At 70.4% G+C, this 24,586-nt stretch carries 22 protein-coding genes, 1 tRNA gene and 2 pseudogenes; 9 read left to right on the top strand and 16 right to left on the bottom strand.

Annotation, left to right across the window (positions count from 1 at the left end; genetic code table 11):
- From MUG78_RS04105 to MUG78_RS04095, 3 genes are read right to left on the bottom strand one after another with little or no spacing between them, the layout of a single operon-like run.
- The gene (locus MUG78_RS04105; RefSeq protein ID WP_246992439.1) at positions 1-165 is read right to left on the bottom strand and encodes a hypothetical protein; all 165 of its coding nucleotides are present in this window, start codon (positions 163-165) and stop codon (positions 1-3) included.
- A 10-nt stretch (positions 166-175) separates the two neighbouring features.
- Positions 176-964 (bottom strand): MerR family transcriptional regulator, encoded by a 789-nt coding sequence (locus MUG78_RS04100; protein WP_246992437.1) that lies wholly within the window; start codon positions 962-964, stop codon positions 176-178.
- Between the two features lie 33 nt (positions 965-997).
- Complete coding sequence (locus tag MUG78_RS04095) at positions 998-2,470, bottom strand: threonine/serine exporter family protein (protein ID WP_246992435.1); 1,473 nt, start codon at positions 2,468-2,470, stop codon at positions 998-1,000.
- Positions 2,471-2,476: 6 nt separating this feature from the next.
- On the opposite strand from MUG78_RS04095, the gene MUG78_RS04090 reads away from it, so the two are divergent.
- Positions 2,477-2,551: transfer RNA gene (locus MUG78_RS04090), tRNA-Thr, on the top strand.
- A 131-nt stretch (positions 2,552-2,682) separates the two neighbouring features.
- Here the strand turns inward: MUG78_RS04090 and MUG78_RS04085 are convergent.
- The 6 genes and pseudogenes from MUG78_RS04085 to MUG78_RS04060 all read right to left on the bottom strand — a co-directional run bounded on the left by MUG78_RS04085 (position 2,683) and on the right by MUG78_RS04060 (position 7,876).
- Positions 2,683-2,949 (bottom strand): type II toxin-antitoxin system RelE family toxin, encoded by a 267-nt coding sequence (locus MUG78_RS04085; RefSeq protein ID WP_246992433.1) that lies wholly within the window; start codon positions 2,947-2,949, stop codon positions 2,683-2,685.
- 3 nt (positions 2,950-2,952) lie between these two features.
- A complete protein-coding gene (locus MUG78_RS04080) occupies positions 2,953-3,198 on the bottom strand; it encodes a type II toxin-antitoxin system prevent-host-death family antitoxin (protein ID WP_246992431.1) in 246 nt (81 codons plus the stop codon).
- A gap of 133 nt (positions 3,199-3,331) precedes the next feature.
- Positions 3,332-3,793 carry a GyrI-like domain-containing protein gene (locus MUG78_RS04075; RefSeq protein ID WP_246992429.1) on the bottom strand — a complete coding sequence of 154 codons (462 nt, stop codon included), beginning with the start codon at positions 3,791-3,793 and terminating at the stop codon, positions 3,332-3,334.
- An 87-nt stretch (positions 3,794-3,880) separates the two neighbouring features.
- Positions 3,881-5,224 (bottom strand): lipase family protein, encoded by a 1,344-nt coding sequence (locus tag MUG78_RS04070; protein WP_246992427.1) that lies wholly within the window; start codon positions 5,222-5,224, stop codon positions 3,881-3,883.
- Complete coding sequence (locus MUG78_RS04065; protein WP_246992425.1) at positions 5,221-6,498, bottom strand: hypothetical protein; 1,278 nt, start codon at positions 6,496-6,498, stop codon at positions 5,221-5,223. Before MUG78_RS04065 ends, MUG78_RS04070 begins: the two co-directional genes overlap by 4 nt.
- An 80-nt stretch (positions 6,499-6,578) precedes the next feature.
- Positions 6,579-7,876, bottom strand: a pseudogene (locus MUG78_RS04060) (ISL3 family transposase).
- A gap of 229 nt (positions 7,877-8,105) precedes the next feature.
- Between MUG78_RS04060 and MUG78_RS04055 the strand changes: the two are divergent.
- The 6 genes and pseudogenes from MUG78_RS04055 (at position 8,106) to MUG78_RS04030 (ending at position 13,854) form a co-directional block, all read left to right on the top strand.
- On the top strand, positions 8,106-9,674 hold the full coding sequence (locus tag MUG78_RS04055; RefSeq protein WP_246992423.1) for a carboxylesterase/lipase family protein: 1,569 nt from the start codon (positions 8,106-8,108) through the stop codon (positions 9,672-9,674).
- On the top strand, positions 9,671-10,072 hold the full coding sequence (locus tag MUG78_RS04050; RefSeq protein ID WP_246992421.1) for a RidA family protein: 402 nt from the start codon (positions 9,671-9,673) through the stop codon (positions 10,070-10,072). Before MUG78_RS04055 ends, MUG78_RS04050 begins: the two co-directional genes overlap by 4 nt.
- Positions 10,053-11,218, top strand: a pseudogene (locus MUG78_RS04045) (winged helix DNA-binding domain-containing protein). The gene MUG78_RS04050 and the pseudogene MUG78_RS04045 overlap by 20 nt, the downstream one beginning before the upstream one ends.
- A gap of 52 nt (positions 11,219-11,270) precedes the next feature.
- Positions 11,271-11,984 carry a response regulator transcription factor gene (locus tag MUG78_RS04040; protein WP_246992419.1) on the top strand — a complete coding sequence of 238 codons (714 nt, stop codon included), beginning with the start codon at positions 11,271-11,273 and terminating at the stop codon, positions 11,982-11,984.
- Positions 11,985-12,009: 25 nt separating this feature from the next.
- Positions 12,010-13,407 carry a sensor histidine kinase gene (locus MUG78_RS04035; protein WP_308221326.1) on the top strand — a complete coding sequence of 466 codons (1,398 nt, stop codon included), beginning with the start codon at positions 12,010-12,012 and terminating at the stop codon, positions 13,405-13,407.
- Between the two features lie 9 nt (positions 13,408-13,416).
- A complete protein-coding gene (locus MUG78_RS04030) occupies positions 13,417-13,854 on the top strand; it encodes an HIT family protein (protein WP_246992415.1) in 438 nt (145 codons plus the stop codon).
- A 39-nt stretch (positions 13,855-13,893) separates the two neighbouring features.
- Here MUG78_RS04030 and MUG78_RS04025 read toward each other — a convergent pair whose 3' ends face one another.
- Together MUG78_RS04025 and MUG78_RS04020 are read right to left on the bottom strand one after the other, a co-directional pair.
- Positions 13,894-14,514, bottom strand: coding sequence for a TM7S3/TM198-like domain-containing protein (locus tag MUG78_RS04025; protein ID WP_246992413.1), 621 nt, complete (start codon positions 14,512-14,514; stop codon positions 13,894-13,896).
- Between the two features lie 59 nt (positions 14,515-14,573).
- On the bottom strand, positions 14,574-16,670 hold the full coding sequence (locus MUG78_RS04020; RefSeq protein WP_246992411.1) for a RecQ family ATP-dependent DNA helicase: 2,097 nt from the start codon (positions 16,668-16,670) through the stop codon (positions 14,574-14,576).
- 52 nt (positions 16,671-16,722) lie between these two features.
- On the opposite strand from MUG78_RS04020, the gene MUG78_RS04015 reads away from it, so the two are divergent.
- Positions 16,723-17,934, top strand: coding sequence for a low temperature requirement protein A (locus tag MUG78_RS04015; protein WP_246992410.1), 1,212 nt, complete (start codon positions 16,723-16,725; stop codon positions 17,932-17,934).
- 10 nt (positions 17,935-17,944) lie between these two features.
- Positions 17,945-19,198 (top strand): phosphoribosylamine--glycine ligase, encoded by a 1,254-nt coding sequence (gene purD, locus MUG78_RS04010; protein ID WP_246992408.1) that lies wholly within the window; start codon positions 17,945-17,947, stop codon positions 19,196-19,198.
- Between the two features lie 258 nt (positions 19,199-19,456).
- Here purD and MUG78_RS04005 read toward each other — a convergent pair whose 3' ends face one another.
- From MUG78_RS04005 to MUG78_RS03985, 5 genes are all read right to left on the bottom strand, one after another.
- Complete coding sequence (locus MUG78_RS04005; RefSeq protein ID WP_246992406.1) at positions 19,457-20,434, bottom strand: hypothetical protein; 978 nt, start codon at positions 20,432-20,434, stop codon at positions 19,457-19,459.
- 150 nt (positions 20,435-20,584) lie between these two features.
- On the bottom strand, positions 20,585-21,511 hold the full coding sequence (locus tag MUG78_RS04000; RefSeq protein WP_246992404.1) for an alpha/beta hydrolase: 927 nt from the start codon (positions 21,509-21,511) through the stop codon (positions 20,585-20,587).
- Positions 21,508-21,903 carry a DUF302 domain-containing protein gene (locus MUG78_RS03995; RefSeq protein WP_246992402.1) on the bottom strand — a complete coding sequence of 132 codons (396 nt, stop codon included), beginning with the start codon at positions 21,901-21,903 and terminating at the stop codon, positions 21,508-21,510. Before MUG78_RS03995 ends, MUG78_RS04000 begins: the two co-directional genes overlap by 4 nt.
- A gap of 32 nt (positions 21,904-21,935) precedes the next feature.
- On the bottom strand, positions 21,936-22,208 hold the full coding sequence (locus MUG78_RS03990) for a metal-sensitive transcriptional regulator (protein ID WP_246992400.1): 273 nt from the start codon (positions 22,206-22,208) through the stop codon (positions 21,936-21,938).
- Positions 22,209-22,276: 68 nt separating this feature from the next.
- Complete coding sequence (locus MUG78_RS03985; protein WP_372493108.1) at positions 22,277-24,472, bottom strand: MMPL family transporter; 2,196 nt, start codon at positions 24,470-24,472, stop codon at positions 22,277-22,279.
- Between the last annotated feature and the right edge of the window lie 114 nt (positions 24,473-24,586).

Genomic DNA, 24,586 nt, shown 5'->3' with positions numbered 1-24,586 from the left:
CTAGTCGTCTTCTCCCGGAGCGATGCCCAGCATGGAGAACAACATCACGCATTCTTCGGCGTCGGTGGCGTAAGCGGCCACCACACGACGGGCCGCAGCGGCGGTCTCATCGGCGAGGGTATCCAGCTCTTCGTCTTCAACAAGGTCAGTAGTCTTCGGCGGCATGAGGGCCATTCTACCTGGTCGCGCGCCCGGATGCCGTATCGGCCGCAGCGCGATCGGCGTTCGCGACGATCGCATCGCGCACGAACACGGCCAGGCCGGGTTCCAGCGCATCGTAGGTGGCGGTGAATCGCGGGTCGGCCACGTACATCTCGCCGAGACCGCGGTGGAACTCGTGCGAGCATTCGTAGAAGCGGTCGTTGATCTGGGTGCGGGCGCGCTCGGCGATAGCCATCGCCTCCTCGCTGTCGGCGGCGACGCCGGAGCGCTTCGCGGCCACGTACGCGGCGTTGACGGCATCGTTCTCCGCCTTCACCGCGGCCCAGTCGGCCTTCGAGTAGCCCCGGGTGCGCGCGGCGGACTGGTGCCAGGCATCGGTGTCGCCCCAGCGGGCTTCGGCTTCGGTCTGCTCGTCGTGGAAGCCCTCGCCGAAGATCTCGGCCGTCTCGGCGGCGGTGGCGGGTCGGTGGGTCACAGTTCTCTCCAATGCTCGGTCGACGGCGGCGACGAGCTCGTCGAGTTCGTCGCGTCGTGCTTCCAGGGCGCGCCGCTGGCGGCGCAGGTGTTCGGCGGCGTCGTCCGGGCCGGCCAGCAGGGTCGCGATCTGCTCCAGCGGCATCTCCAGCCGCCGGTACAGCACGATCTGCTGCAGCCGCTCCAGGTCGGCGGCGTCGTAGAGCCGATAGTCCGACGGCGACCGGTCACTCGGGGTGAGCAGCCCGATCGCGTCGTAGTGGTGCAGGGTGCGCACCGTGACTCCGGTGAGGTCGGCCAGCTGCCCGACGGTCCAGCGTTCTGTCATGCCTCCAGGGTGCGCCCTGACGTCGGGTGAGGGTCAAGCGCCGCCGGGCGGTCGCGGTCGGCGCAGGGGGCGGAGCGGGCGCGCCGAGGCACGCGCCTTGAGGACCTGGCGGCGGGACCGCTCCTGCAGGGTCGACAGTATGGCGGGCTGGTGCAGGGAACGGGCGATGAACTCGCCGAGGGTGACTCCGGCGGCCAGGGAACACCCGATGCCGAAGGCGAAGGCGGTCTCGCCCAGGCCGTCGGCGATCCGCCCGCTCATCAACCCGTAGAGGCCGCGGTAGATCGCCAGGCCGGGCAGCAGCGGGGTGATGCCGGCGACGGCGATGACCAGGGGCGGGGTGAGGGCGCGGCGGGCGGCGAGGCCGCCGACCAGGCCGACGAGCACGGCGGCGAAACCGTAGCCGAGCATGTTGCCGAGCGTGGTCAGCGTGAGCGAGGCGGCCACACCGGCGCCCAGGATGCCGGCCAGGAAGGCGGCCGGCAGGGCGCGTCGTTCCGCGTAGGAGGCGAAGGCGAAGGCGACGGCCGCCAGCGCGCCGCCGGTGATGCGCGCGGGGATCTCGGAGGCGCCGAAGGGCGTCACGGTAGTGAGTTCGGGCAGGTCCACGCCGACGGCGGCCAGCAGCCGGATCGCCAGCGCCACGCCCACCAGGATGCCGCCGGTCATCACCACCACCTCGGTGAACCGCGCGGTGCCGGTGATCGGAGCGCCGGTGATCGCGTCCTGCACGGCGCCGACCAGGGACAATCCGGACAGCAGGACGACGATGCCCGCCGCGATGATCTGCGACGGCAGGAAGGCGAAGCTGGTGTCGGCGGCCCATCGGAAGATCACCGCCGCCGGGATCACCGCGATGAAACCGCCGGCCAGCTGCTGAAAGAACGGGGGCGTGCCGATGCGGGCCAGCCTGCGGTTCACCGCGACGATCACGACGGAGGTGACGAATGCGGTGAGCGACACCAGCCAGGCGCCGCCCAGGTAGATGGCGACGCCGAAGGCCAGCAGGCCCCACGCGAGGTTCGCCGCCCAGTACGGATAGGGGTGCTTGGCGGCCAGGATGTCGTCGACGATGCGGTGCGCCGTCGCGGGATTGATCGCCAGCTGCCGGATGCGTCGGATCAGCCGGTCGATCTGGGCGAGGCGGGTGAAGTCGTGCGAGCGGTAGTGCACCGTGCGGACGGTGGTGATCGGCGGGAGCGTGTTGCCGCGGCGTGCGCTGACCAGAATCGTGTTGAAGGTGACGTCCACGTCGACGTCGTCGAGCCCGTAGATGCTGGCGACGAAGGCCACCTGGTCGCGGGTGTCGATGGCGCCGGTGCCCGAATCCAGGAGCACCGCGCCCACCTTGGTGGCGAGGTCGAGGACCTCGGTGATCGCGGCTTCGTCGGTCCATTCGATCGGCCGACGCGGTGCGACGACGATGCTGCCCGGCTCGATGGTGTCGATCGTGGCTTGGGTGGAGCCGAGAATCTTCCTCACGCTGCGGCGGATATACTCACGCACGCACATGCCTCCTTAGCTCAGTGGTAGAGCAACGCTCTTGTAAAGCGTAGGTCGTCGGTTCAAGTCCGACAGGGGGCTCCACAACGGCCCAGGTCGCAGCGCTCCCGCGCCCCGAGACCCCGCGTGTCGCGACCCATCCTTCGTGTCGACGGGTTGCAGCGCGGGCGACACGAGGCACGGGGCGCGACATAGGGGGCATGGGCTCGGCGGAGTCAGGACTTCGCTCGGTACACGTCGCGCCGGTGGCCCAAGCGCAGGACGAGCACGATCAGTTCGTCGTCTTCAACGTCGTACACCACTCGGTGGTCGCCGACTCGGATCCGCAGCTCCCCGTGTCCGCCCTGCAGGGTGATGCAACCTGGTGGGCGCGGATCGTCCGCGAGCTTCTCGATCGCCTGGAGAATGCGCCGGGCGGTCTGCTTATCGAGCTTGCGGAGCGCCTTAGCCGCCGAGGCGACGTAGGTGATCCGGTACGTCACGGGTCAGAAGCCGAGCTCGGCGGTGAGGTCCTCGTGTGAAATGCGTTCGGTCTCCGCTCTGGCTGCTGCAGCGGCACGAATGTCCGCCTCGTTCTCGAGTGCCTGGACTGCACGATCGTAGAACTCTGGCGAAACGACCACCGCGCGTCTACCTGCGCCGCGCGAAGTGATCTCGACAGGCTCCCGCTGCGCGACGGCGATGAGATCGGCCTGCCGGGCACGGAAATCGGACAAGGTCACGGTGGTCATACCTAGAGCGTACAACTTGTACAAGTTGTACGCCATCTCGTGTCGCGACCCGTCCTTCGTGTCGACGGCTTGCAGCGCGGGCGACACGAGGCACGGGTCGCGACACGGGGGTCGGGGGTCGGCGGGGTCCGGGTCAGTAGATGACGAACAGGTCGGTGCGCAGGTCCGCGGCCGGGGTTACCGACGGGTCGGTGGTGTAGACCTCGGCGATGAACTTCACCTCGCCCAGCTCCGACGCGCCGAAGTGCTCCATCAGGCGGCCCCAGGAGGCGCCGAGGCTTTCGTAGCCGCCGAGATGACTGAACGCCAGCGCGCGGCCCACCGGGAAGGTGCCCGCGTCGAAGCCGTCGGGAACGACGGCGACGGGGAAGCCGATCTCCAGATCGAAGGTGCCCAGGGGCGGGCCCGAGTACAGCGCGTAACCGGGGCCGATCGGGGCGGCGGCGGCCAGTTTGGTGTAGCCGGCGTCGAAGATCGACGGCAGGTCGGCGAGCGTCACCGATTCGGCGAACTCGGCGACGGTGAGCGTTTCGGGCAGTTCCACCGGGGTCGGTTCGGTGAAGGGTTCGTCGCGCAGAATCAGTGGCACGTTCATGCCTTTCACGGTAGACCCCGCCTACGACGATCCGCACGCCCCGAAAAGGTCGGGGCGTGCGGATCGGTGGGGTCGGTCGGACCGGTGTCAGTCCTTCAGGTTCGCGGCCAGCCAGTCGATGGTCTGCATGCCGAACAGGTCGGTGCCCCAGCCGTACATGTCGGTGAGGAAGCGGACCATGCTGCAGTCGGTGGGCTGGTAGTCCACCTTGGCCCCGCGGCTACGCCACTGCTTGGCCAGCGTGCGGGAGTCGGCCGCCGGCACCAGCGACATCGGGGAGTCGTCGGCCGCGCACGAGGCGATCAGCGTCCGGTTGCCGGTGGCCGGGGTGCCCTTGCCGAGCCGATTGTCCTTGAACGCCCGCTGGAAGTCCGGGATGTCGGCCGGGTTCTGGCCGTTGAACAGCGTGCTCAGCGGCACCATCGGCAGCGTGAAGTACGCCGGGGTCTGGCACTGCGTCCGGTAGTAGTCGGCCACCGCGTGACCGACGCCGTTGACCTTGGCGTTGATCTTCATGTCCGGGTAGTGCGGCTCCAGGCCCAGCAGGGTGGCCATCGCGAAACCGGAGCCGACGGAGCCGTCGGCGGTGCGGATGAAGTTGCGGTAGTCCACCACCATGCCCTCGAGGACCGTCGCCTTGATGTTGAGCTCCGGCGCGTACTGCTCGTGCAGTTCGGAGGCGAAGCCGATGCCCACGCCGCCGCCGGCGACGCCGAACAGGCCGATCGGCGCGTCTGCGGCCAGGCCGATCTTCTCGTCGCCGAGGGTGGCGCGCAGGCCGTCGAGCGTCGACATCGCGTTGTAGCGGCCGGCGAAGACACCGTGCGGGCTCATGTCGCCGTTGTTGCCGACGTCGGAGATCACCACGGCGTAGCCCTTGTCGAACATCAGCGCCAGCGGGCCGAGGGCGGACATGGATGCGCCGTCCATCGGGTCGGCGCCGGTCCACATGGTCGACGGGTGGCAGTTGCCGCCGACGCTGTCGTTGGCCATCTGGAAGCCGACCACCTTGCGCTCGGCGTTCTTCTTGCCGTCGCGTGGAATCATCACGATGCCGGTGCTGATGTCGCGTCGACCCTGCAGATCGGTGGTGACGAACATCGTCTTGTACGCGTCCAGGTGGGCCGGCCGCACGCCGGTGTACTGCACGGCCACCTTCTTGGCCTTGAGCAGCGTGCCGGGGACGTCGGCGTCGGTCAGCTTCGGTTCGGCGTAGAACGGATCGCCGGGCCGCATTGGCTCGACGAGTTGGTCCGGGGTGGCGACGGTCGCGTCGCGGAGCGTGCCGACCACGTAGCCGTTGAAGATCTCTCCGAGGCCGGGGGTGCGGTTGGGCGTGCGGCCGGGGTCGGCCGATGCCGGGGCCGCGAGGCCGAGCGTCACCGCGGCGGCGCCGACCACGGCCAGGCCGGTCAGAAGTGAGCGTTTCACTGGTAGGTCACCTTCATCGTCTCCAGGGCCGACTGCAGGGTCGGCAGGATGTTCCAGATCGGTCGGTGCGACTCGAACTGCTGCTCGTACGGCACCCGCAGCTGGGCGCTCAGCGTGCCCCAGTGGTGGTCGACGAGGTTCTTGTACTTGGGCAGGAGCTGCTCGGTGATGTAGTCCCAGCGCTCGGGGTACACCGACCAGTTCCAGGTGGGCAGCGGCAGCGTCAGCGTGGCGGTGCGCCCGTCCGGTGCGGTGCCGGTGACCTGCAGCGGCCGGTACGAACGCGGCGGCACGACGCCGGCGACCGACGGCGACCCGGCGACGGTGGTGGCGTAGGTCAGGGCCTGGCCCACGTCGCCCTTGTAGGCGCGCACGGCGTCCCACTGATCCTTGATCACCTCGCCCTGCTCGCGCTGGAGCAGTCGGGCGTTGCCCGCGGCGACGGCGGCCGGCTCCTTGGAGGCGATGTTCTTCCACGCCTGCAGGATCTCGTCGTCGATCAGGTCGGCGGCGTGCAGCTCGGCGATCGCGGGCATGCCGGCCTTGGTGTAGGCGCGGTGGGCGGGCATCAGGTCGGTGAAGATGTTCTTCTGCATCACCAGGATGTCGCCCTGCACCTTGCGCAGGTCGGCCGCCGAGATCACGGCGCCCACGCGGGCCAGTGCGCGCAGCCCGGTGGGCAGCTTGTCGACGAAGACCGGGCCCAGGGTGCGGTTGGTCTCGCTGACGATGGCGTTGGCCACCGGCTGCAGGCGGGCGAAGTCGTAGATGTCGGTGGCCATCTCGAAGTCGGCCAGGCCGCCGCCGAAGTCGGCGCCCACCATGCCGGCCATGCCCGCCCACTGCAGTTCGCGATGGGCCAGCTGCAGGTTCTCGTAGTAGCGGTACGACTTGATGAGGTTCTGCCGGTTGGCGCTCACCCCGGCGCGCGGGTTCCACGACTTCAAGTCGATGCCTGCGGCGCGGGTGGTGTCGGCCAGCCAGTACTGCAGCAGCAGTGCGCGGTACGACGTCGGCGCCGCCCCGCTCCGGCGCGCCTGGTCGACCAGCTTGCCGAGCGTCGGCACGTCGGTGGGCAGCTTCGGGTGGATGCCGCCGGGGCCGTGCGCCGCGTCGCGGTTCACGGTCGGCAGATTCAGGTACTGCGCCAGCGGGCCGGCCGCCTGGGCGGGCGCCGCGGTGGCGACGGCCCCGCTGATGCTGAGTGCGGCGACCAGACCGATTGCTACCCCGCGAAGCAATCCGGTGCGGCCGCTGATCCTCTGGTGAGTCATGGAAGTCCTTTCCGGACAAGCAAACCCGCAGCGTGCGGGATTATTGAGCCCTGAAATGGCTCTCCTGACTGATCTGTGGGTCATTTGCGGCCTGGAAGCACGGGCCGGTGACCGCCGAGACTGAGCATGGCCATGGCGATGAGGGCTTCGGCGGACTTGAAGCCGTAGGCCATCCGGGTGATCAGTCGGATCTTGGTGTTGGTCGACTCGATCAGGCCGTTGGATAGTCGATGCTCGATCGCGGCGAGGATCCGGTCGCGGTGTTTGGCGATGCGTTTTTGGAGTTTCACGAACGCGGGGATCCGGCAGCGACGAGCCCAACTGATCCAGCGGTCCAGGGCTTCAGCGGCCGCGTCATGGGGCAGCGCAAATACCACCCGCAGACCTTCCTTGAGCAGGTAGGCGCGATGCAGCCTCGGGTCGGTCCTGGCGATCCAGGCGAGCTTGGCCTGCTGATTGGCGGTGAGGTTCTCGGGGTTCTTCCACAGCGAGTACCGGGCGCCTTTGAGTGCCTTGGCACGGTCGCTGGCCGGCCTAGGTGGGGCGTCGGACCGTGGGCGTCCACGGCCCCGTTTCGGCTCGGCCCGGGCCTGTTTACGGGCATCGTTCCACCCCTGGCGGCGGACCTCATCGAGGGCGTCAGTGGCCCAGGCGACGATGTGGAACGGATCGGCCACCCGCACTGCGGCCGGACACCGATCAGTCACGACGGTGTCGATGAAGTCGGCCCCATCGGCGCTGACGTGGGTGATCAGCGCGCACCGCTGCTCACCGAGCAGGTCGAAGAACTCATGCACGGTGGCGCTGGTACGCCCCGGAGCGGCCCACACCAGCCGACGCCGGTCGTGATCGACGACGACCATGAGGTACTTGTGGCCCTTCTTGTAGCTGATCTCGTCGATCCCGATACGCCGCAGCCCATCGAACCGGTCGTGCTGGGCGTCGATGTCCTCCCAGACGCGGTCGATGATCGATCCGACGGTGCGCCAGGCGATGCGCATCAACTCAGTCACTGTGGACTTCGAGGCCTGGGTCGCCAACCACGCGACCTGATCGTCGAAGGCATAGGTGTGGCCCGCGTCATGGCGGGCCCACGGCACCGCGGCGACCACCACCCCATGCTCGCGGCACCGCACCGAGGCGTATCGGCCTCGAGCTCGGCACGAATCGTGCCCAGGTCCAGCGCCCGCCAGCGCCGCCGCCCCGGCCCGCCATCATATTGGGGACTGCGCCGCCGGCACCTCCCGCACCGGCCACGTTGGCGCGCGACGGGCCGCACATGGGCCACCAGCACCTGCGCGTCCTCGTCGAATACGACCCGCTCCAGCACGGTCTTCTCGATTCCGAGCAGATTCCGCCATAAGCTGACATCACGCACGCCGTTCTCCTGACCACAGGTTTCTGTTTCCTCGACAGTTCAGAACCTATGCAGGACAACGGCGTGCGCCTACTCAGACGCGCTCACCCCACCCACACATGTGTCAGGAGAGCCCCTGAAATGCGGCTTTTCCGTGCGGCGCGTCCGTGATCTTCTCGTCGGCGGACGCGGACTGTGGCGGGTGTCATCCCACCGTCGTCGACGGCCCTCATCCGGCACACTGGTGCAGGTGAGCATCGAGGAAGTGACCGTCGAAACCACCTTCGGTCCCCTGCGGGGAGTCGCCGACGACGACGTCCACGTCTGGCGCGGCATCCCCTACGCGCAGGCGCCGGTGGGCGAGCTGCGCTGGCGTCGCGCCCGGGACCCGCAGCCGTGGACGACGGTGCGCGCGGCCACCTCGTTCGGGGACGTCTGCCCGCAACCGGTGATGCCGGTGATCGACCTCGGCGCGGGCGCTTCCCAGGACGAGGACTGCCTGTACCTGAACATCTGGGCCCCGGCCGGAGCCGCCGTCGGCCAGGCACGGCGGCCGGTGCTCGTCTGGCTGCACGGCGGGGCGTACATCTGCGGCTCCGGCAGTCAGCCGCTGTACGACGGCGCGGCGCTGGTGCGGGCCTCGGTGCGCGAGGACCAGCCCGCGCTGGTGGTCACCCTCAACTACCGGATGGGTGCGCTGGGCTTCGCCGAGTGGGGCGAGGAGATCGGCGACAGCAACTGCGGCCTGTCCGACGTGCTGCAGGCGCTCCGGTGGGTGCGCGCGAACATCGAACGCTTCGGCGGCGACCCCGAGCAGGTGACGGTCTTCGGCGAGTCCGCCGGCGGCGGACTGGTGACGACGCTGCTCGCGGTGCCCGCGGCCGAGGGGCTGTTCGCGCGGGCCATCTCGCAGAGTTCCCCGGCCACCAGCGTCTATCACCTCGAGCGCGGGCTTCGGCACACCGACATGCTGCTCACCGAGCTGGGTGCCCCGGCCGACGTCACCCCCGCGCAGCTGCGTGAACTCCCGGTGCAGGCCCTCGTGGACGCCAGCGTCCGGGTGTTCAACGAGGTGCCGGTCCGTTACGCGGGCACCATCGCCTACACGCCGGTGGTCGACGGCGACCTGGTGCCCGAGCATCCGCTGCAGGCGATCCGCGAGGGCCGGGCCCTGGACGTCCCGCTGCTGATCGGCACCAACCGCGACGAGACCTCGCTGTTCAAATGGATGAAGACGCCGCTGATGCCGGTGACCGGGGCGCAGGTGGACGCCATGTTCGAGCTGATCGCGCAGGAGCGGCCGGAACTGGCGATCCCCGCCGACGACGTCGTCGCCGAGGCGTACCCGGGGCGCGTGCGCGACCCGGAGAAGAGCAGTGCCCGGTCGATGGGCGTCTCCCGCGACCTCGCCTTCCGCATGCCCGCGGTCTGGATCGCCGAGGCGCACAGCCATCGCGCCCCCGTCTACCTGTACCGATACGACTGGGCCACACCGCTTTTCCGGGCGCTGGGCATCGGCGCCACCCACGCCACCGAACTGCCGTACGTCTGGGGCAACCCGGCCTCCAGCAAGGCCGACATCAGCTATCGGCTCGGCGGCCGCAAGACCGGCCTCGCCGTGACCACTCGCATGCAGCAGCGCTGGCTGGCCTTCGCGGCCACCGGGAACCCGACCGCGGCGGATTCGACGGCCCGATGGCAGCCGTACGACCCCGCCGACCAGCACTCGCTGCTGATCGGGGCCACCGACACCGCGGTCACCAGCCTGGACCGAAACCTGTTGCGCGCCTGGGGCGATGAAGTGCTGAGCTTCCGGTGAGCGGGCCCGGGGTCCGCCCGTTTCGGGCCGCGCCCCTGCACGACGGCGGGTTCGTCCACGGCGCGGTGGTCGACGTCGGCGCCACCCTGTTCACGGCGGGCGTCTCGCCCCTCGACGACGCCGGTGAGCTCGTCGCGCCCGACGACGCCGAGGCCCAGACGCGGTGCGCCCTGGCGCAGCTGGACGCCGTGCTCGCCGCCGGCGGCGCCGCCGCCGAGACGGTCGCGTCGCTGACCGTGTACGTGGCCAGCGACCGCCGCGAGCTGCTCGGTCGGGTCTGGCAGATCGTCGATCGGTGGTGGCCGGCGACGCCCCCGGCGATCGTGGTGGGGGTGACGGTGTTGCCCTACCCGGGCCAACTGGTGGAGGTGCAAGCCGTTGCGGCCGTTCGTCTCTGACGCCCAGCGTCGCGCGCGCCTGCAGCACCGGCAACTCCTCGCCGGGGACACGGGAGCCTCGCCGGAACAGCTGGCCGACGCCATCGTCGGGCTGCACGCGACCACACCGTCCACCGTGCACCTGTCGGCGTGGGCGCGCGAGGCGAGCATGCGCCCGGAACGCCTCGAGGCCGCGCTGTACGAGGACCGGTCGCTGGTCAAGCACCTGGTGATGCGCCGGACGCTGTTCGTGATGACGCGGCCGTCGGCGCCGTGGGTGCGCGGGTGGCCGCCTCCGAACGCACCAATCTGCTGCGCGACATGCGGCGCAACGACTTTCCCGATCCCGAGGGCTGGATCGATGCGGCCTGCGACGCGGTGGTCGAGGCCCTCACCGACCGGGGCCTGAGCACTCCGGAGCTGCGGGGTGCGCTCGCGGAGTTCGACATGTCGGTGCAGGTCTCGCCCGGCAAGTCGTACGGGGGACCGTCGCCGCTCCTGCCGCGCGTGGTGAACCTGCTGACCGCGCGCGGCGACGTGGTGCGCGGGGTGAGCACCGCGCCCTGGCATCATGCGCGCAACACGTGGACGTCGATGGCCTCGTGGCTCGGCGCCGAACTGGAGCCCCTGGACGCCCACCGCGGGCACGTCGAACTGGTGCGCCGCTGGCTGCATGCCTACGGGCCCGGTACCGAGACCGATCTGGTGTGGTGGCTGGGTTCCACCAAGACCGCGGTCCGCAAGGCGCTGGCCGAGCTCGAGGGACTCGAGGTGGACCTCGAGTCCGGCGACGTGGGGTACCTGCTGCCCGACGATCTGGCCGACCTGGACGAGGTGCCCCCGCGGGCGCTGCTGCTGCCCGCGCTCGATCCCACCACGATGGGTTACAAGCAGCGCGACTTCTACCTCGGGGCGCATGCCGCGGACCTGTTCGACAGCACCGGCAACGGCGGTCAGACGGCCTGGTGGGACGGGCGCATCGTGGGCGGCTGGATGCAGCGGCCGGACGGCCCGGACATCGAGATCCTGCTGCTGGAGGACGTCCCGGCGTCGGCGCAGCGGGCGCTGCGGGCGCGCGCCGACGAACTCGCCGAGTGGCTCGGGGACCAGCGGCCGGTGGCAGGCTTCCCGTCGCCGCTGATGCGGCGACACCGCGACTCACAGTGACCTGACAGGAATCCGGCAGGTATCGGCCAGCGCCGCGGTACAGAATGGGCACATGTCTACCGCTGCTCCCGACCGTCCAGCGAAGGTGCTCGTGGTCGACGACGAGGAGAACATCCGCGAACTGCTGTCGGTCTCGCTCAAGTTCCAGGGCTACGACGTGACCACCGCGGTGGACGGGCCCAACGCGATCGACCTCGCGCGGTCGGTGCGCCCGGACGTGGTGATTCTGGACGTGATGATGCCCGGCATGGACGGCTTCGGCGTGCTCCGGCGGCTGCGGGCCGACGGGATCGACGCCCCCGCCCTGTTCCTGTCCGCGCGAGACTCGGTGCAGGATAAGGTGACCGGCCTGACCATCGGCGGCGACGACTATGTGACCAAGCCGTTCAGTCTGGAAGAAGTGATCGCACGGCTGCAGGTGCTGTTGCGGCGCAGCGGTTTCGGCGACGGCGAGGCGGAGCCCTCGCGCGTCCGGTTCGCCGACCTGGAGCTCGACGACCAGACCCACGAGGTGTTCAAAGCCGGTGTGCCGGTGTCGCTGTCGCCCACCGAGTTCACGCTGTTGCGCTACTTCATGGTGAACGCCGGGACGGTGCTGTCCAAGCCGAAGATCCTCGAACACGTGTGGAAGTACGACTTCGGCGGCGACGTGAACGTGGTGGAGTCGTACGTCTCATACCTGCGGCGCAAGATCGACACCGGCGACAAGCCGTTGATCCACACGCTGCGCGGCGTCGGCTACGTGATGCGCGAGCCGCGGGGCTGACATGCGACTTCGGCCCAGACGCGGTGTGCCGCTTCGGATCTCGCTGGTCCTGTCGACCCTGGCCCTGGTGATCCTGGGCCTGCTGGCCTCGGGCGTCGCGGTCACCTCGGCGATGCACGACGACCTGCTCAACCGCATCGACACCGGCCTCACCGAGGCCACCGACACCTGGGCGCGGCCCGGGCGCGGGGGCTTCGAGGGCGGACCCCACGGCGGTCCGGGGCCCCGGCGCCCGCCGTCGAACTACTACGTCCAGGTGTCCGACGCCCCGTACGGCACCTCGATCACCAGCGATTACGGGTGGTCGCCGGAGCTGTCCGGGCTGCCCGCCGGCGACGTGGGACCCACCACCGTCGATTCGACGGGCAAGGGGCCGCAGTGGCGGGTGATCCAGCGGACGTCTGGCACCGCCACGGTGGTGGTGGCCACGCCGCTGCGCGACCTCGACCGCACCCTCAGCCGCCTGGTGTGGCTGCAGCTGGGGATCGGTGCCGTGGTGGTCGCGGTGGTCGGCGCGGCCGGGTATCTGCTGGTCCGGTCGGCGCTGCGGCCGCTGCGCCGGGTGGAGGAGACGGCGCACGCGATCGCCGCCGGCGACCTGCACCAGCGCATTCCCGAGATGGCGCCCGGCACCGAGGTGGACAGCCTGGCGACCTCGCTGAACACCATGCTCGGCCAGATCCAGCAGGCCTTCGACGCCACCGAGGCCTCCGAGCAGCAGGCGCGGGCCTCGGAGGAACGCATGCGCCGCTTCGTCGCCGACGCCTCGCACGAGCTGCGGACGCCGCTCACCTCGATCAAGGGCTTCGCCGACCTCATCCGCAACGGGATGACCCCGGACCCGGCCGACGGCATCGCCCGACTGTCCGCCGAGGCCGACCGGATGAGCCTGCTGGTGGAAGACCTGCTGATGCTGGCGCACCTGGATGCGCAGCGGCCGCTGGCGATGGCCCCGGTGGAGTTGCCGGTGCTCATCGACGACGCGGTGGCCGCCGCCCGGGTGGCCGCGGACGGCCGCGAGATCGTCGTGGAACACCAGAGCGCGGACAGCGGGCCGGTGGTGGAGGCCGACGCGGCGCGGCTCACCCAGGTGGTGCGCAACCTGATCGGCAATGCGGTGGCGCACGCACCGTCGCAGACCCCGATCCGCGTGGTGGTGACCACCGTCGGTGACCAGGCGCGGGTGGAGGTGATCGACGCCGGTCCGGGCCTGTCCGAACAGGACGCCGAGCACGTCTTCGACCGCTTCTACCGCGGGGACGCCTCCCGGCACCGGGCGGGCGGTGCGGGCGGCAGCGGACTGGGTCTGTCGATCGTCGCGGCCCTGATCGCCGCGCACCACGGCACGGTGGGAGTGACGTCCGTCGCGGGGGAGGGCGCGCGGTTCTGGTTCATGCTGCCGCGCCTGGACGCCCCGGACTAAGGTTGAGGCATGGCATCGATTTTCACGCAGATCATCAATGGGGAACTGCCCGGCCGGTTCATCTGGAAGGACGGCCAGACGGTCGGTTTCCTGACCATCAACCCGGTGACGCCCGGCCACGTGCTGGTGGTGCCGCGCAAGGAGATCGATCACTGGGAGCAGATCGACACCCCCACCTTCACGCACCTCACCAGCGTCTCGCAGATGGTCGGCCGCGCCATTCAGAAGGCCTACGACGCGCCGCGGATGGGTCTGCTGATCGCCGGTCTGGAAGTGCCGCACCTGCACATCCACGTGTTCCCGGCCTGGTCGGAGGAACTCTTCGACCTGCGGGCCGCCGAGCAGAACCCGGACCCGGCCGTCCTCGACGAGTCGGCCCGCCGCATCCGCGCCTCGCTGCGCGCCATGGGCTACCAGGAGAACGTGCCCGACGAGCCGACCGCCTAGTTTCGCCTCAGCGGTGGTGTGCGGGGCCGCGGCCCCGGCTCACCACCGCTGTCGTGCGTCGTCGCCCGATCCCATCAGGCGCGACTGCGCGACGACCCCGGCCAGCGCGAGTGCCGCGTAGATCAGCCACCACCACCAGTGCGCGCCGATGGTCGCGGTCACGGTGCCGCGGCTCACCTCGGCGGTGGTCAGACTGTTGGTGAGGAACATCAGCCCGGCGACGAAGACGGTCGCGCCGCCGAGTGCGCTGAGCACGACGAGCACCACCGCCGGTAGGTCGACGGCCAGCGCCAGCCAGGCCAGCAGCACACCGGCGACGACGCCGATCAGGATGATCAGCCAGTTCCAGTCGATGCCCAAGGCCACCATGACGGCGGTGCCGAGGGTGAAGCCGATCGAGGCCATCGCCAGGGTGATCGCCACCGCGTAGTACAGGTACGCGAGCAACGCGAACAGCAGCGCGACGACGATGCCGACGATCCAGCCGACCGCGGTGCCGAGGTACCCGTCGTTGCTCACCGCCGACACCAGGCCGGCGCCCACGTTGAACCCGACGAACGCGCCCCACGCCGCGATGACCACGCGCATGGCCACGATCCCGTAGAAGCAGAACAGTGCTCCGGCCACGAGCGCCAGAATTCCGATGAGGATGGTCGACATCGTTTGATCGTACGAGTACGCGGGGCCTGCGCGGACGGAGTTGCCCGCAGGGGACTCGGTTACACGGTCTGGTGCACCAGCAGCGGGAGCACCGGACCCGAGCCGGCCTCGCGCAGGGCGGCGACGGCCAGGGTGATCGGCCACGTCGACGACGTCTCGTCGATCACCAGCAGCACGCTCGCGCCGTCGAGCTGCGGCGGCGCACCCAGCCGGTCGCGCCAGTGGGCCGCGTCGGCGGCGCCGTTGGCATCGCGGCCCGGTCCGGGCCCGGGCGTCACCGGGAAGTCGGCGCTGTCCGCGCGCTTTCCGATGTCGCGGAGACGACGCGCCAGGTCGGTGGCCAGCCCGGTCCCCAGGTCGAGCGCGCAGATGAGTTCGGGCCTGACCCCGGCGCGACCCCACTCGGCCAGCACCGCGACGGCGGCGCGGGTCAGTTCGGTCCGTGCGGTCTCGGCCGCCTCGCCCGACTGGCGGGCGGCGGCGAGGGTGTCGGTCCACTGCGGCGCGTCCGCGAAGGCCAGCACCCGGCCGGCCTCGGCCATCTGCCCGGCCGGGATCCGGCCGCGGCTGCCGAACACCCCGCCCGGCCACATCTTGCGCGGCTCCAGCAGCTGCGCCTGACCGCGCAGCGCGGCGGAGATGATGCCGAGCGTCTCGGTGGGCACCTGCGCGGACAGGCCCGGCGTGAGATGGCCGAGGCACACGCTGCAGCGGCCGCAGTCCTGCGCCAGCGGATCGTCGAGCGCCTGCGTGAGCAGCTTCATCAGGCAGTCGCGCCCGCCGATGTAGGCGCGCATGATCTCGGCCTCGCGGCGGCGCACGGCGAGGACGCCGGCGTAGTGCTCGGCGTCGTACGTCCACGGGGCGCCGGTGAGCACCCAGCCGTCGGGGGTGCGTTCGGTGGCGCCGTCCACTGCCAGCTGTTTGCACGCCAGCTCCACGCGGGTGCGGCGCATGCCGGTGCGCGCCTCCAGCTGCGGGACGCTGGCCGGGCCGTCGGATTCGGCGAGGGCGGCCAGCAGTCGGTCCATCCGCTGCGGGTCGGGGATGGTGGCGGTGGCGAAGTAGTCCCACACCGCCTCGTCCATGCGCGAGGCCAGCAGTACCACCACCGCCTCGTCGAGCGCGCGCCCGGCACGACCGACCTGCTGGTAGTACGACACCGGGGACGGCGGCGCGCCCACGTGCACCACGAAACCGAGGTCGGGCTTGTCGAAGCCCATGCCGAGCGCGGAGGTGGCCACCAGCGCCTTGACGCGGTTGCCCAGCAGGTCGTCCTCGAGCCCGTGGCGCTGGTCGGCGGGCAGCTGGCCGGTGTAGGCGGCCACCGGGTAGTCGTCGCCGTGCCGGGCCTTGATGGCGGTGACCAGTCGGTCGGCGTCGGCCACGGTGAGCACGTAGACGATGCCGGAACCGGGCAGCGTGGCGATCTGATCGGCCACCCAGCCGTACCGCTCGATCGGCGACAGGCCGTCGATCACGTTGAGGTGCAGGGACTTTCGCGCCAGCGGCCCGCGCAGCACCAGGGTGGCCGCGCCCAGCTGCGCGGCGACGTCGGCGGTGACGCGCTCGTTGGCGGTGGCGGTGGTGGCCAGCACCGAGGTCTGCGGGTTGAGCTGCTGCAGGACGTCGGCCACCCGCCGGTAGTCGGGCCGGAAGTCGTGACCCCAGTCGGAGATGGCGTGCGCTTCGTCGATCACCACCAGACCCAGGCGGCCGGCCAGGGCGTCCAGGACGCGGCGGCCGAAACCGGGATTGGCGAGCCGCTCGGGGGACACCAGCAGCACGTCCAAGGCGCCGGACGTGAGGTCGTCCTCGATCGCCGACCACTCGTCGACGTTCGACGAGTTCAGCGTCGCCGCGCGCAGACCGCCGCGGGTGGCGGCGGACACCTGGTCGCGCATCAGCGACAGCAGCGGCGACACGATCAGCGTGGGCCCGCCGCCGTTGGCGCGGATCACCGCGGTCGCGGCCCAGTACACGGCCGACTTGCCCCACCCGGTGGCCTGCACCACCAGGGCTCGGGAGCCGGGCGTGGCCAGCGTGGCGACGGCGGTCTCCTGATCCGGTCGCAGGCGGGCGTCGGGGCCGGCCAGCGCGGTGATCACCGCGTCGGCGGTGGGACGGTCCCGGCTGGACAAGCTGCGCGTCTGCATGTCGTCGAGATTATCCGCAGGGTACGACGAACACCGGTCTACGCTTTTCCGAGTGAGCATTCCGACGAGTCTGCGGCGGATGAGCGGCCGCGATCCGATGCAGGAGCAGCGCGCCGCGAGCGGACTCGAGGTGTTCTACGACCTCGTCTTCGTGGTCGCCTTCTCCATCGCCGGTGTCCAGCTGGCCGAGTACCTGGCGGACGGGCACTTCCGGTCCGCGATCCTCGGCTACGGCATCGCCACGTTCGCGGCGGTCTGGGCGTGGATCAACTTCGCGTGGTTCTCGTCGGCCTTCGACACCGACGACTGGCTGTACCGCCTGCTCACGCTGGTGCAGATGATCGGGGTGGCGATCATCGCGATCGGCATGCCGCCGGTCTTCGCGTCCATCGACGCCGACGCGCACGTCGACCTCGTGGTGGTGATCGTCGGCTACCTGGTGATGCGCGCGGCGATGATCGCGCAGTGGCTGCGGGCGGCCGCGCAGGCGCCGGACTATCGGGCCACCTGCCTCACCTACGCGGGCATGACCGCGCTCGCGCAGCTCGGATGGATCGTGGTGGCGGCGGTGCCGTTGACGCTCGGTCCCACCCTGATCGGCATCGCGATCTGCATGGCCGTGGAACTGCTGGGCCCGGGTCTGGCGGAGACCCGATTCACCCCGACGCCGTGGCATGCCGGGCACATCGTCGAACGCTATTCGACGCTGGTGGTGATCACCCTCGGCGAGGGCGTGGTAGGCACCGTCGCGGTGCTGCAGGCGCTGATCGGCCGCACCGGCTGGAGCCTGCAGACGGCGGTCCTCGGGCTCACCGCGATGGGCGTGACGTTCGCGATGTGGTGGCTGTACTTCCGGCTCGACGTGGGGCGGCCGCTGGAGCGCAACAAGCACCGCTCGTTCGTGTTCGGCTACGGCAGCATGGTGATCGTGGTGGCGTGCGCGGCGGTGGGCTCGGGCATTCACCTGATCGCGCTCTGGTTCGAGGGCGAGACCGCCATCTCTGATCTCGCCGTGTACGGCTCGGTCGCGATCCCGCTGGCGCTGTTCTGTTTCGGGACCGTCGCCATGTACTACTTCCTGGCCGGGCTCGACCACCGGCTGGTTCCGCTGCTGCTGGCCGCGGCCGTGCCGCTGCTCGTCGGCGCGGTGATCGCTGCGGTCGGCGGCGGGCTGCTCGTGGCGACGGTGGTCGGCTGCCTGGCGCCGGTGCTGGCCGTGCTGGTGGTGGAGTTCGGTTCCCGGCTCCGGTACCGAACGCACTAGGCTGAACGACGTGCGAGTACTCGTGATCGGCTCGGGCGGCCGCGAACATGCCCTGCTTCTTGGACTTCAGCGTGACCCGTCGGTCACCGAGCTGCACGCGGCGCCCGGCAATGCCGGTATCGCGTCGGTGGCCACCGTGCACGCGGTCGACGTCGCCTCGGCCGACGCCGTGGTCGCGCTGGCGCAGAAGATCGCCGCCGACCTCGTGGTGATCGGCCCCGAGGTGCCGCTGGTGCTCGGCGTGGCCGACGCGCTGCGCGCCGCCGGGATCGCGACCTTCGGCCCGAGTGCCGCCGCCGCACAGATCGAGGGTTCCAAGGCGTTCGCCAAGGACGTCATGGCCGCCGCCGGGGTGCGCACCGCGCGCGCCGAGATCGTCGACAATCCCGCCGACCTCGACGCCGCCCTGGACCGCTTCGGTCCCACCTGGGTGGTCAAGGACGACGGCCTGGCCGCGGGCAAGGGCGTCGTGGTGACCCCGGACCGCGCCGCCGCTCGCGCCCACGCCGCCGACTGCCTGGAGCACGGCCATCCGGTGCTGCTGGAGAGCTTCCTGTCCGGACCCGAGGTCTCGCTGTTCTGTCTGGTCGACGGCGACACCGTGGTGCCGCTGCTGCCCGCGCAGGACCACAAGCGCGTCGGGGACGGCGACCAGGGCCCCAACACCGGCGGCATGGGCGCGTACACGCCGCTGCCGTGGCTGCCGCAGGCGATGGTCGACCGGATCGTCGACGAGGTGTGCAAGCCCGTCGCCGCCGAGCTCACCAAGCGCGGCACCCCGTTCAACGGGCTGCTGTACGCCGGGCTGGCCGTCGACGACGAGGGCCCGGCCGTGGTGGAGTTCAACTGCCGCTTCGGCGACCCGGAGACCCAGGCCGTGCTCGACCTGCTCGAGTCCCCGCTGGGCGAGGCGCTGAACGCGACCGCCACCGGCACGCTCGCCGAGCTGGCGCCGCTGCAGTGGCATCCTGGTGCCGCCGTCGTGGTGGTACTGGCCGCCGAGAACTACCCGAGCACCCCGCGCACCGGCGACGTGATCGTCGGGTCCGACGGCGAGGGTGTGCTCCACGCGGGCACCAAGCTCGACGCGGACGACCGCGTGGTCTCCGCCGGCGGCCGCGTGCTGTCGGTGGTGGGCCGCGGCGCTGACCTCGCCGCCGCCCGCGCCCAGGCCTACGAGCGCCTCGCCGCCGTCAAGCTCCCCGGCGCCCACTTCCGCACCGACATCGGCCTCGCCGCCGAGCAGGGCCGCATTTCTCTGTAGACCCCGCCGCGCACACCCCCTCTCCGGCGTGTCGCGACCCTGTTGCCGCCTCGCGCTCGGAGCCCGGGGAGCGAGGCGCGATTAGCGTCGCGACGTGCGGGTTCGGCGGCGGAGGGTGCGCGCACACCGCCCCTCTGGCGTGTCGCGACCCTGTTGCCGCCTCGCGCTCGGAGCCCGGGGAGCGAGGCGCGATTAGGGTCGCGACTCGCGGGCTAGGCGGGGTGGGGGCGACGGTGGCAGCGTCGACGACGGGCGAGCTCAGCAGAGGCCGAGGTGGAAGAGGGCGCGTTCGATCGGGTCGACGGCCCGGCCGCGCTCCATCAGGTCCCAGTACGTCCGGACGACGAAGACGCCGAGTGAGCGCAGTGCGTCCTCGCGCTTCTTCTCGCGCCAGTACGCGTCGGCCGGGGTCTCGCCGTCGGCGAGGTACCGCTGGTACTTGCCGCGGCCGTCGAACTCCCAGACGAGTTTGCGCTCCCAGTCGCCGTCGACGCGGTGGGTCTCGCCGCCGACGTGGTACTCCACCTGGAGTTCCGGGGCCGGCAGCCCGCGCTGGATCATCTGCGCACGACCCCACGATTCGCCGACCGACTCCGCCCGCCGGTCGGCCCACGGCAGCGCCGCCTTCGCGACGCGGGTGCCGCGGCGGCGTCGTCGATCCAGTTGCGCCGCCAGCTCGTCCCGGTCGACCCCGGCCCGCAGCGCGGCGTCGAACACGGTCATGGCCTGGGAGAAGGCGAGCGGATCGTGCGCCGGTGCGAGTTGGGCGACGTCGGCCGCGGTGCGCGCCAGGCTGGTGATCCAGACGCCGTTGACTTTCACCACATCTCCGGCGGGCAGATCGCTGGCGTGCAGGAGGGAGTTCTTGCGTGCTCGTCCGCCGCCGATCTCACCGTTGGTGAGGTGCACCATCTCCAGCTCCGGTTTCAGAAGCGGCAGCCCGTGCACGATCGCCGCCGACGTGTGGCTCAGGGCCGTGTTGCCGCCGTGGTCCCGGCCCGTCGCGATCGCGAGGCTCTTCAGCCGGAACGCCTCGATCTTCGCCTCGGCCACCGCGGTGCGGTCTTCGGGGTCGACGTCGATCCGCGCGCGATAGACGCCGCTGGTGAGGCGGATCAGCTGCTTGGTCTTGACCGAGTGCGCGAGGTCGTGGTCGGAGAATCCCGCCTCGACGGTGAGGTCGCGTCTGATCAGGCCGTGGCGGTCGACGGGATAGTTGAGCCGAGTCGGTGTCATAGCAGGCAGCAGACACCCGCTCGACGACCCTCACCTCGGCCCTGTCCACAGGCCCGCACGGTGCTATCGGGGTTGTCCACAGCTCCGTCGCCCACCCCGCCGCCCCGCCTCCCCGCAGGTCAGAGGGGGTCGACGACGCCGCAGCGAGACCTACGCCGAAGGGCTGGATAGGGCGAGGTTGCGGCCGAGGAATTCCACCTGCTCGGGCATCACCGAACGCCAGAAGCGCGTGGTGTGGCCGCCGGGGGAGGTGCCGAAGGCGGCGGGCGGACGGAGTTCGGCGGCCCACTGCCGGGTGTAGGTGTAGAACTGGTCGGCCGCGCCGATCGAGATCATCACCGGGATCCGGGAGAACGCCTGCTGCTGGCCGAACAGCGAGTTGGCCAGGTAGTCCTCGTACGAGTCGAAGGCGCGCGGCGGGTAGGCGGTCGGGTCGGCCCACATCGCGGGGGAGCTGACGGCGATCGCGGCCACGCGCGGGGCGCCGATCATGGCGCCCATCCGCAGCGCGCCGTAGCCGCCCATGGACCAGCCGTAGAGGCCGAAGCGGTCGGTGCGGAGGTCGAGCTCCTGGTTCTCGCCCAGCATGGGCAGGAATTCGTCGAGCATCATGGCGCCGCCGTCGGCGCCGTCGTTGCGACGATGGAAGTAGTTGCGGCCCACGTCGGCGGCGGCCAGCGCGAACGGCGGGCCACCGGCGTCGACGTACCGCTGCAGCACGCCCTGCATGTCCATGAACGAGCTGAAGATGGTGCTCTCGTCCGTGTTCAACGCGTGCGCCACGAGCACCACGGGCAGGGTGCCGGTCACGCCGCTGGGACGGGCGACGGCCCACTTGGTCTCGCGGCCGGCCATCTTGGCCGACTTGAACGAGCCGGTGATCACGGCGGGTCCGCCGGGGGCGTTCGGGGCTTGAGTCTGGGTGGGCAGTTCGTCATCGCCGCCGCGGCCGTCGAGGCCCTCGGGGTCGGTGGCGGTGTGCGCGATGCCGCACGCGGACAAACCGGCCAGAGACGCCACACCGGCGGCGCTTACCAAGAAGCGCCGCCGGGTGGGTCCGGTGAACAGATCGGTCACAGGGCGTCGATCACAGCCTGCAGCTTCACTGCCACTTCGTCGGCAACCTCGATCAGACCGGGGTTGTCGGGGACCACGTTCACCATGAGCTGAGGGTTCATGGCTTCGACGTGGATGAGGTCGACGTCGTCGGGGTCACGACGAACGACGACGTTGCACGGAAGCAACAGGCCGATCTGCTTCTCCGCGCTCACGGCGCGGTAGGCGGACGGCGGGTTGCAGGCGCCGAGGATGAGGTAGTCCTCCATGTCGACGTCGATCTTGGTCTTGAGCGTGGCCGACATGTCGATCTCGGTGAGCACGCCGAAACCCTGCTCGGACAGTGCCGCGCGGACGCGGTCGGCCACCTCGGGCACAGTGCCCGTGGTGCTGGTCGCGAGGGCGAGTTCCATGTCTACTCCTTCGTCGTCGGTGTCGGTGCGGGTCAAGCCAGGGCCAGGAACAGCTTCTCGAGCTGCGCCACGTCCAGGTTCTCGCCGCTGGGTCGGTCGGCGTCGTCGAGCATGCACTCGCGAAGTCCGGTCGCCACGATCTTAAAACCTGCGCGGTCCAAAGCTCGGGATACCGCCGCGAGTTGAGTCACGACGTCCTTGCAGTCCCGGCCGTCCTCAATCATGCCGATTACTCCGGCCAGCTGTCCATGCGCGCGGCGGAGCCGGTTCACGATGCTGGTGACTTCTTCTTCGTCGCCGATCATGGTCGCGTCCTTTCTTCGGTCTGCGACTGGTCAACAGTCGATGTGTCCATTCTATGCCCCTTGGGGTATCAGTGCTTGAAGCTGATCGTCGGCAGGATCCGGTCCAGCCACTTGGGGCACCACCAGGCGCCGTGGTGGGACACCCGCAGGATCGCGGGCAGCAGGATCAGGCGGATCAGCAGGGCGTCGAGCAGCACCGCGACGCCGAGGATGATGCCCATCTCCTTGGGCGGCAGCGGGTCGGCCAGCGCGAAGGAGAAGAACACCGCCACCATCACCGCGGCTGCGGCGAAGATGATGCGACCGGACTGGCCCATCGCGTCCTGCTGCGCCTGGCGCGGATCACCGTGATGCTCGTAGTGCTCCTTGGCGGTGGCCAGCAGGAAGACCGTGTAGTCCATCGCGATCGCGAAGATCATCGCGAAGAAGAACACCGGACCCCAGCCGTTCAGGAAGCCCTGCGGGTCGAAGCCGAGCAGGTCGGCGCCGATGCCGTCACCGAAGATCAGCTTGGCGACGCCGAACGCGGCCGCCGTCGACAGCAGACTCACCACGGTGCCCAGCAGTGCGATCACCGGCGCGCGCAGCGCGACCAGCAGCAGCAGGAAGCCCAACGCCAGGATGGTGCCCGCCACCCGCGGGAACCAGGTGTTCAACGTGTCCTGCAGGTCCAGGTTCTCCACCGCGGGGCCGCCGACGAGGGCGCCGGCCGGCAGCTCTGCACGCAGGGTCGCGACGGTGCCGCCCATCGACTCGTCGGACGGGTCGACCTTCGGCATGGCCTGGATCATCACCAGGCCTGATCCGTCGCCGGCCGGCTGGGCCGGCATGACGGCGGCGATGTCGCCGTTGGCGGCGACCGCGGTCGCGGTGGCGGCGGCGTCGGCTTCCGGCGCGATGATGGTCAGCATGCCGGGCGCACCCGGACCCATCTGCGCGGCGACCACTTCGTAGCCCTGGCGGACGGGAGCGTCCTCGGGGACCACGGCGATCGACGGCATGGCCACCTTGATCCCGAAGACGGGCAGGGCCAGGGCGATGAGGATGCCGACGGCGACGATGGCCGGAGCCCACGGACGACGGTCCAGGAACTTGCCCCACTTGGTGAACAGCGGCGAGTGGCCGTGGTGATGGTGCGCCTTCTTGGTCCACGGCAGCGAGCCCGCGTTGACCTTGCCGCCCAGCGCTGCCAGCACCGCCGGCAGCAGGGTGAGGCTGGCGGCGAGGACGAAGGCGACGGCCAGCATGATGCCGACGGCCATGGTGCGCACCGCGGGGGCGGGGACCATCAGCACCGCCGACAGGCTGACCAGGACGGTCAGGCCGGACAGCAGGATCGCCTTACCGGCGGTGTCCATCGTTTCCGCGGTGGCGCGCAGCGCGGCCGCCTTGTCACCGTGCTTCTGCTGCGCCTGGGCGAAGGCGGTGCGGAAGCGGGCGACCATGAACAGGGCGTAGTCGATACCCAGGGCCAGGGCGAACATCATGGCGAAGTTCATCGCCCACACCGAGATCGGCGTGACGGCGTTGAGCAGCACCAGGGCGCCCGCGGAGGCCACCAGGCCGGCCAGGGTCAGCAGCAGCGGCAGACCGGCGGCGACCACCGAGCCGAACGCGACCACCATGATCGCCAGCGTCAGCGGCCAGGAGATCATCTCGGCCTTGATCATGGCGTCGTGGTTGGCCTTGTTGAAGTCGCTCCACAGCGCGGACGCGCCGGTGGGGTAGACCTCGACGTCGTCGGTGGCCAGGGCCGTGATCTCGGCCTTGTGGTCGTCGACGGCCTTGACCATGTCGTCGGTGCTCGCGTTGGCGCCGATGATGGCGATCGCGGTGCGCCCGTCCGGACTGACGGTCATGCCCGGCTGCGGATCGATCACCGTGGCGAAGCGGTCGTCGCCGTCGGCGATGGCGCGCAGCTCGGTGAGGATCTCGTTCTGGGCGGCCGGGTCGAGCGGACCGTCGGGCGAGTTCAGGACCACCTGCACCGCGGCCGACGAGTTGCCGCCGAAGTGCTCCTGGGCCAGTTCGCGGACCTGCACCGACTCCGAGCCGTTGGCCTGCCAGCCGGCGCCGGCCAGCGAGGAGAACACCGACGGTGCGGCGGCGCCGAGGCCGATCACGAGGACGGCCCAGATGGCGAACACCCAGCGGCGGTGGGTGCCGGCCCACGTGCCGAGCCGGGCCATCGGGCCGGGTGTGAAGACTTCCGCCTCGCCGGGCGGCGAGGTGTCTGATGGATCGGTGGTGACGTCGGTACTCATGACGGCCTCTCGGTGTGATACCCCTAGGGGTATGAACAGGTGACGGCGAATATACCCATGGGGGTATCGGATTGGCAAGGGCCAGTCGCCTCCGAGGTCGCGGATTCACCCCGC

Source organism: Gordonia alkaliphila (assembly GCF_023017165.1).
In the GTDB taxonomy this organism is placed as follows: Bacteria; Actinomycetota; Actinomycetes; order Mycobacteriales; family Mycobacteriaceae; genus Gordonia; species Gordonia alkaliphila.
This window is presented reverse-complemented; position numbering and strand designations above follow the sequence as displayed.

Excerpts from the sequence above, each read along its gene's own strand:
- MUG78_RS03985 (WP_372493108.1), bottom strand. The coding sequence starts at position 24,472 with ATGAGTACCGACGTCACCACCGATCCATCAGACACCTCGCCGCCCGGC.
- MUG78_RS04080 (WP_246992431.1), bottom strand. The coding sequence starts at position 3,198 with ATGACCACCGTGACCTTGTCCGATTTCCGTGCCCGGCAGGCCGATCTC.
- MUG78_RS03995 (WP_246992402.1), bottom strand. The coding sequence starts at position 21,903 with ATGGAACTCGCCCTCGCGACCAGCACCACGGGCACTGTGCCCGAGGTG.
- MUG78_RS04065 (WP_246992425.1), bottom strand. The coding sequence starts at position 6,498 with ATGACTCACCAGAGGATCAGCGGCCGCACCGGATTGCTTCGCGGGGTA.
- MUG78_RS04100 (WP_246992437.1), bottom strand. The coding sequence starts at position 964 with ATGACAGAACGCTGGACCGTCGGGCAGCTGGCCGACCTCACCGGAGTC.
- MUG78_RS04025 (WP_246992413.1), bottom strand. The coding sequence starts at position 14,514 with ATGTCGACCATCCTCATCGGAATTCTGGCGCTCGTGGCCGGAGCACTG.
- MUG78_RS03990 (WP_246992400.1), bottom strand. The coding sequence starts at position 22,208 with ATGATCGGCGACGAAGAAGAAGTCACCAGCATCGTGAACCGGCTCCGC.
- MUG78_RS04075 (WP_246992429.1), bottom strand. The coding sequence starts at position 3,793 with ATGAACGTGCCACTGATTCTGCGCGACGAACCCTTCACCGAACCGACC.
- MUG78_RS04005 (WP_246992406.1), bottom strand. The coding sequence starts at position 20,434 with ATGACACCGACTCGGCTCAACTATCCCGTCGACCGCCACGGCCTGATC.
- MUG78_RS04040 (WP_246992419.1), top strand. The coding sequence starts at position 11,271 with ATGTCTACCGCTGCTCCCGACCGTCCAGCGAAGGTGCTCGTGGTCGAC.
- MUG78_RS04030 (WP_246992415.1), top strand. The coding sequence starts at position 13,417 with ATGGCATCGATTTTCACGCAGATCATCAATGGGGAACTGCCCGGCCGG.
- MUG78_RS04105 (WP_246992439.1), bottom strand. The coding sequence starts at position 165 with ATGCCGCCGAAGACTACTGACCTTGTTGAAGACGAAGAGCTGGATACC.
- MUG78_RS04020 (WP_246992411.1), bottom strand. The coding sequence starts at position 16,670 with ATGCAGACGCGCAGCTTGTCCAGCCGGGACCGTCCCACCGCCGACGCG.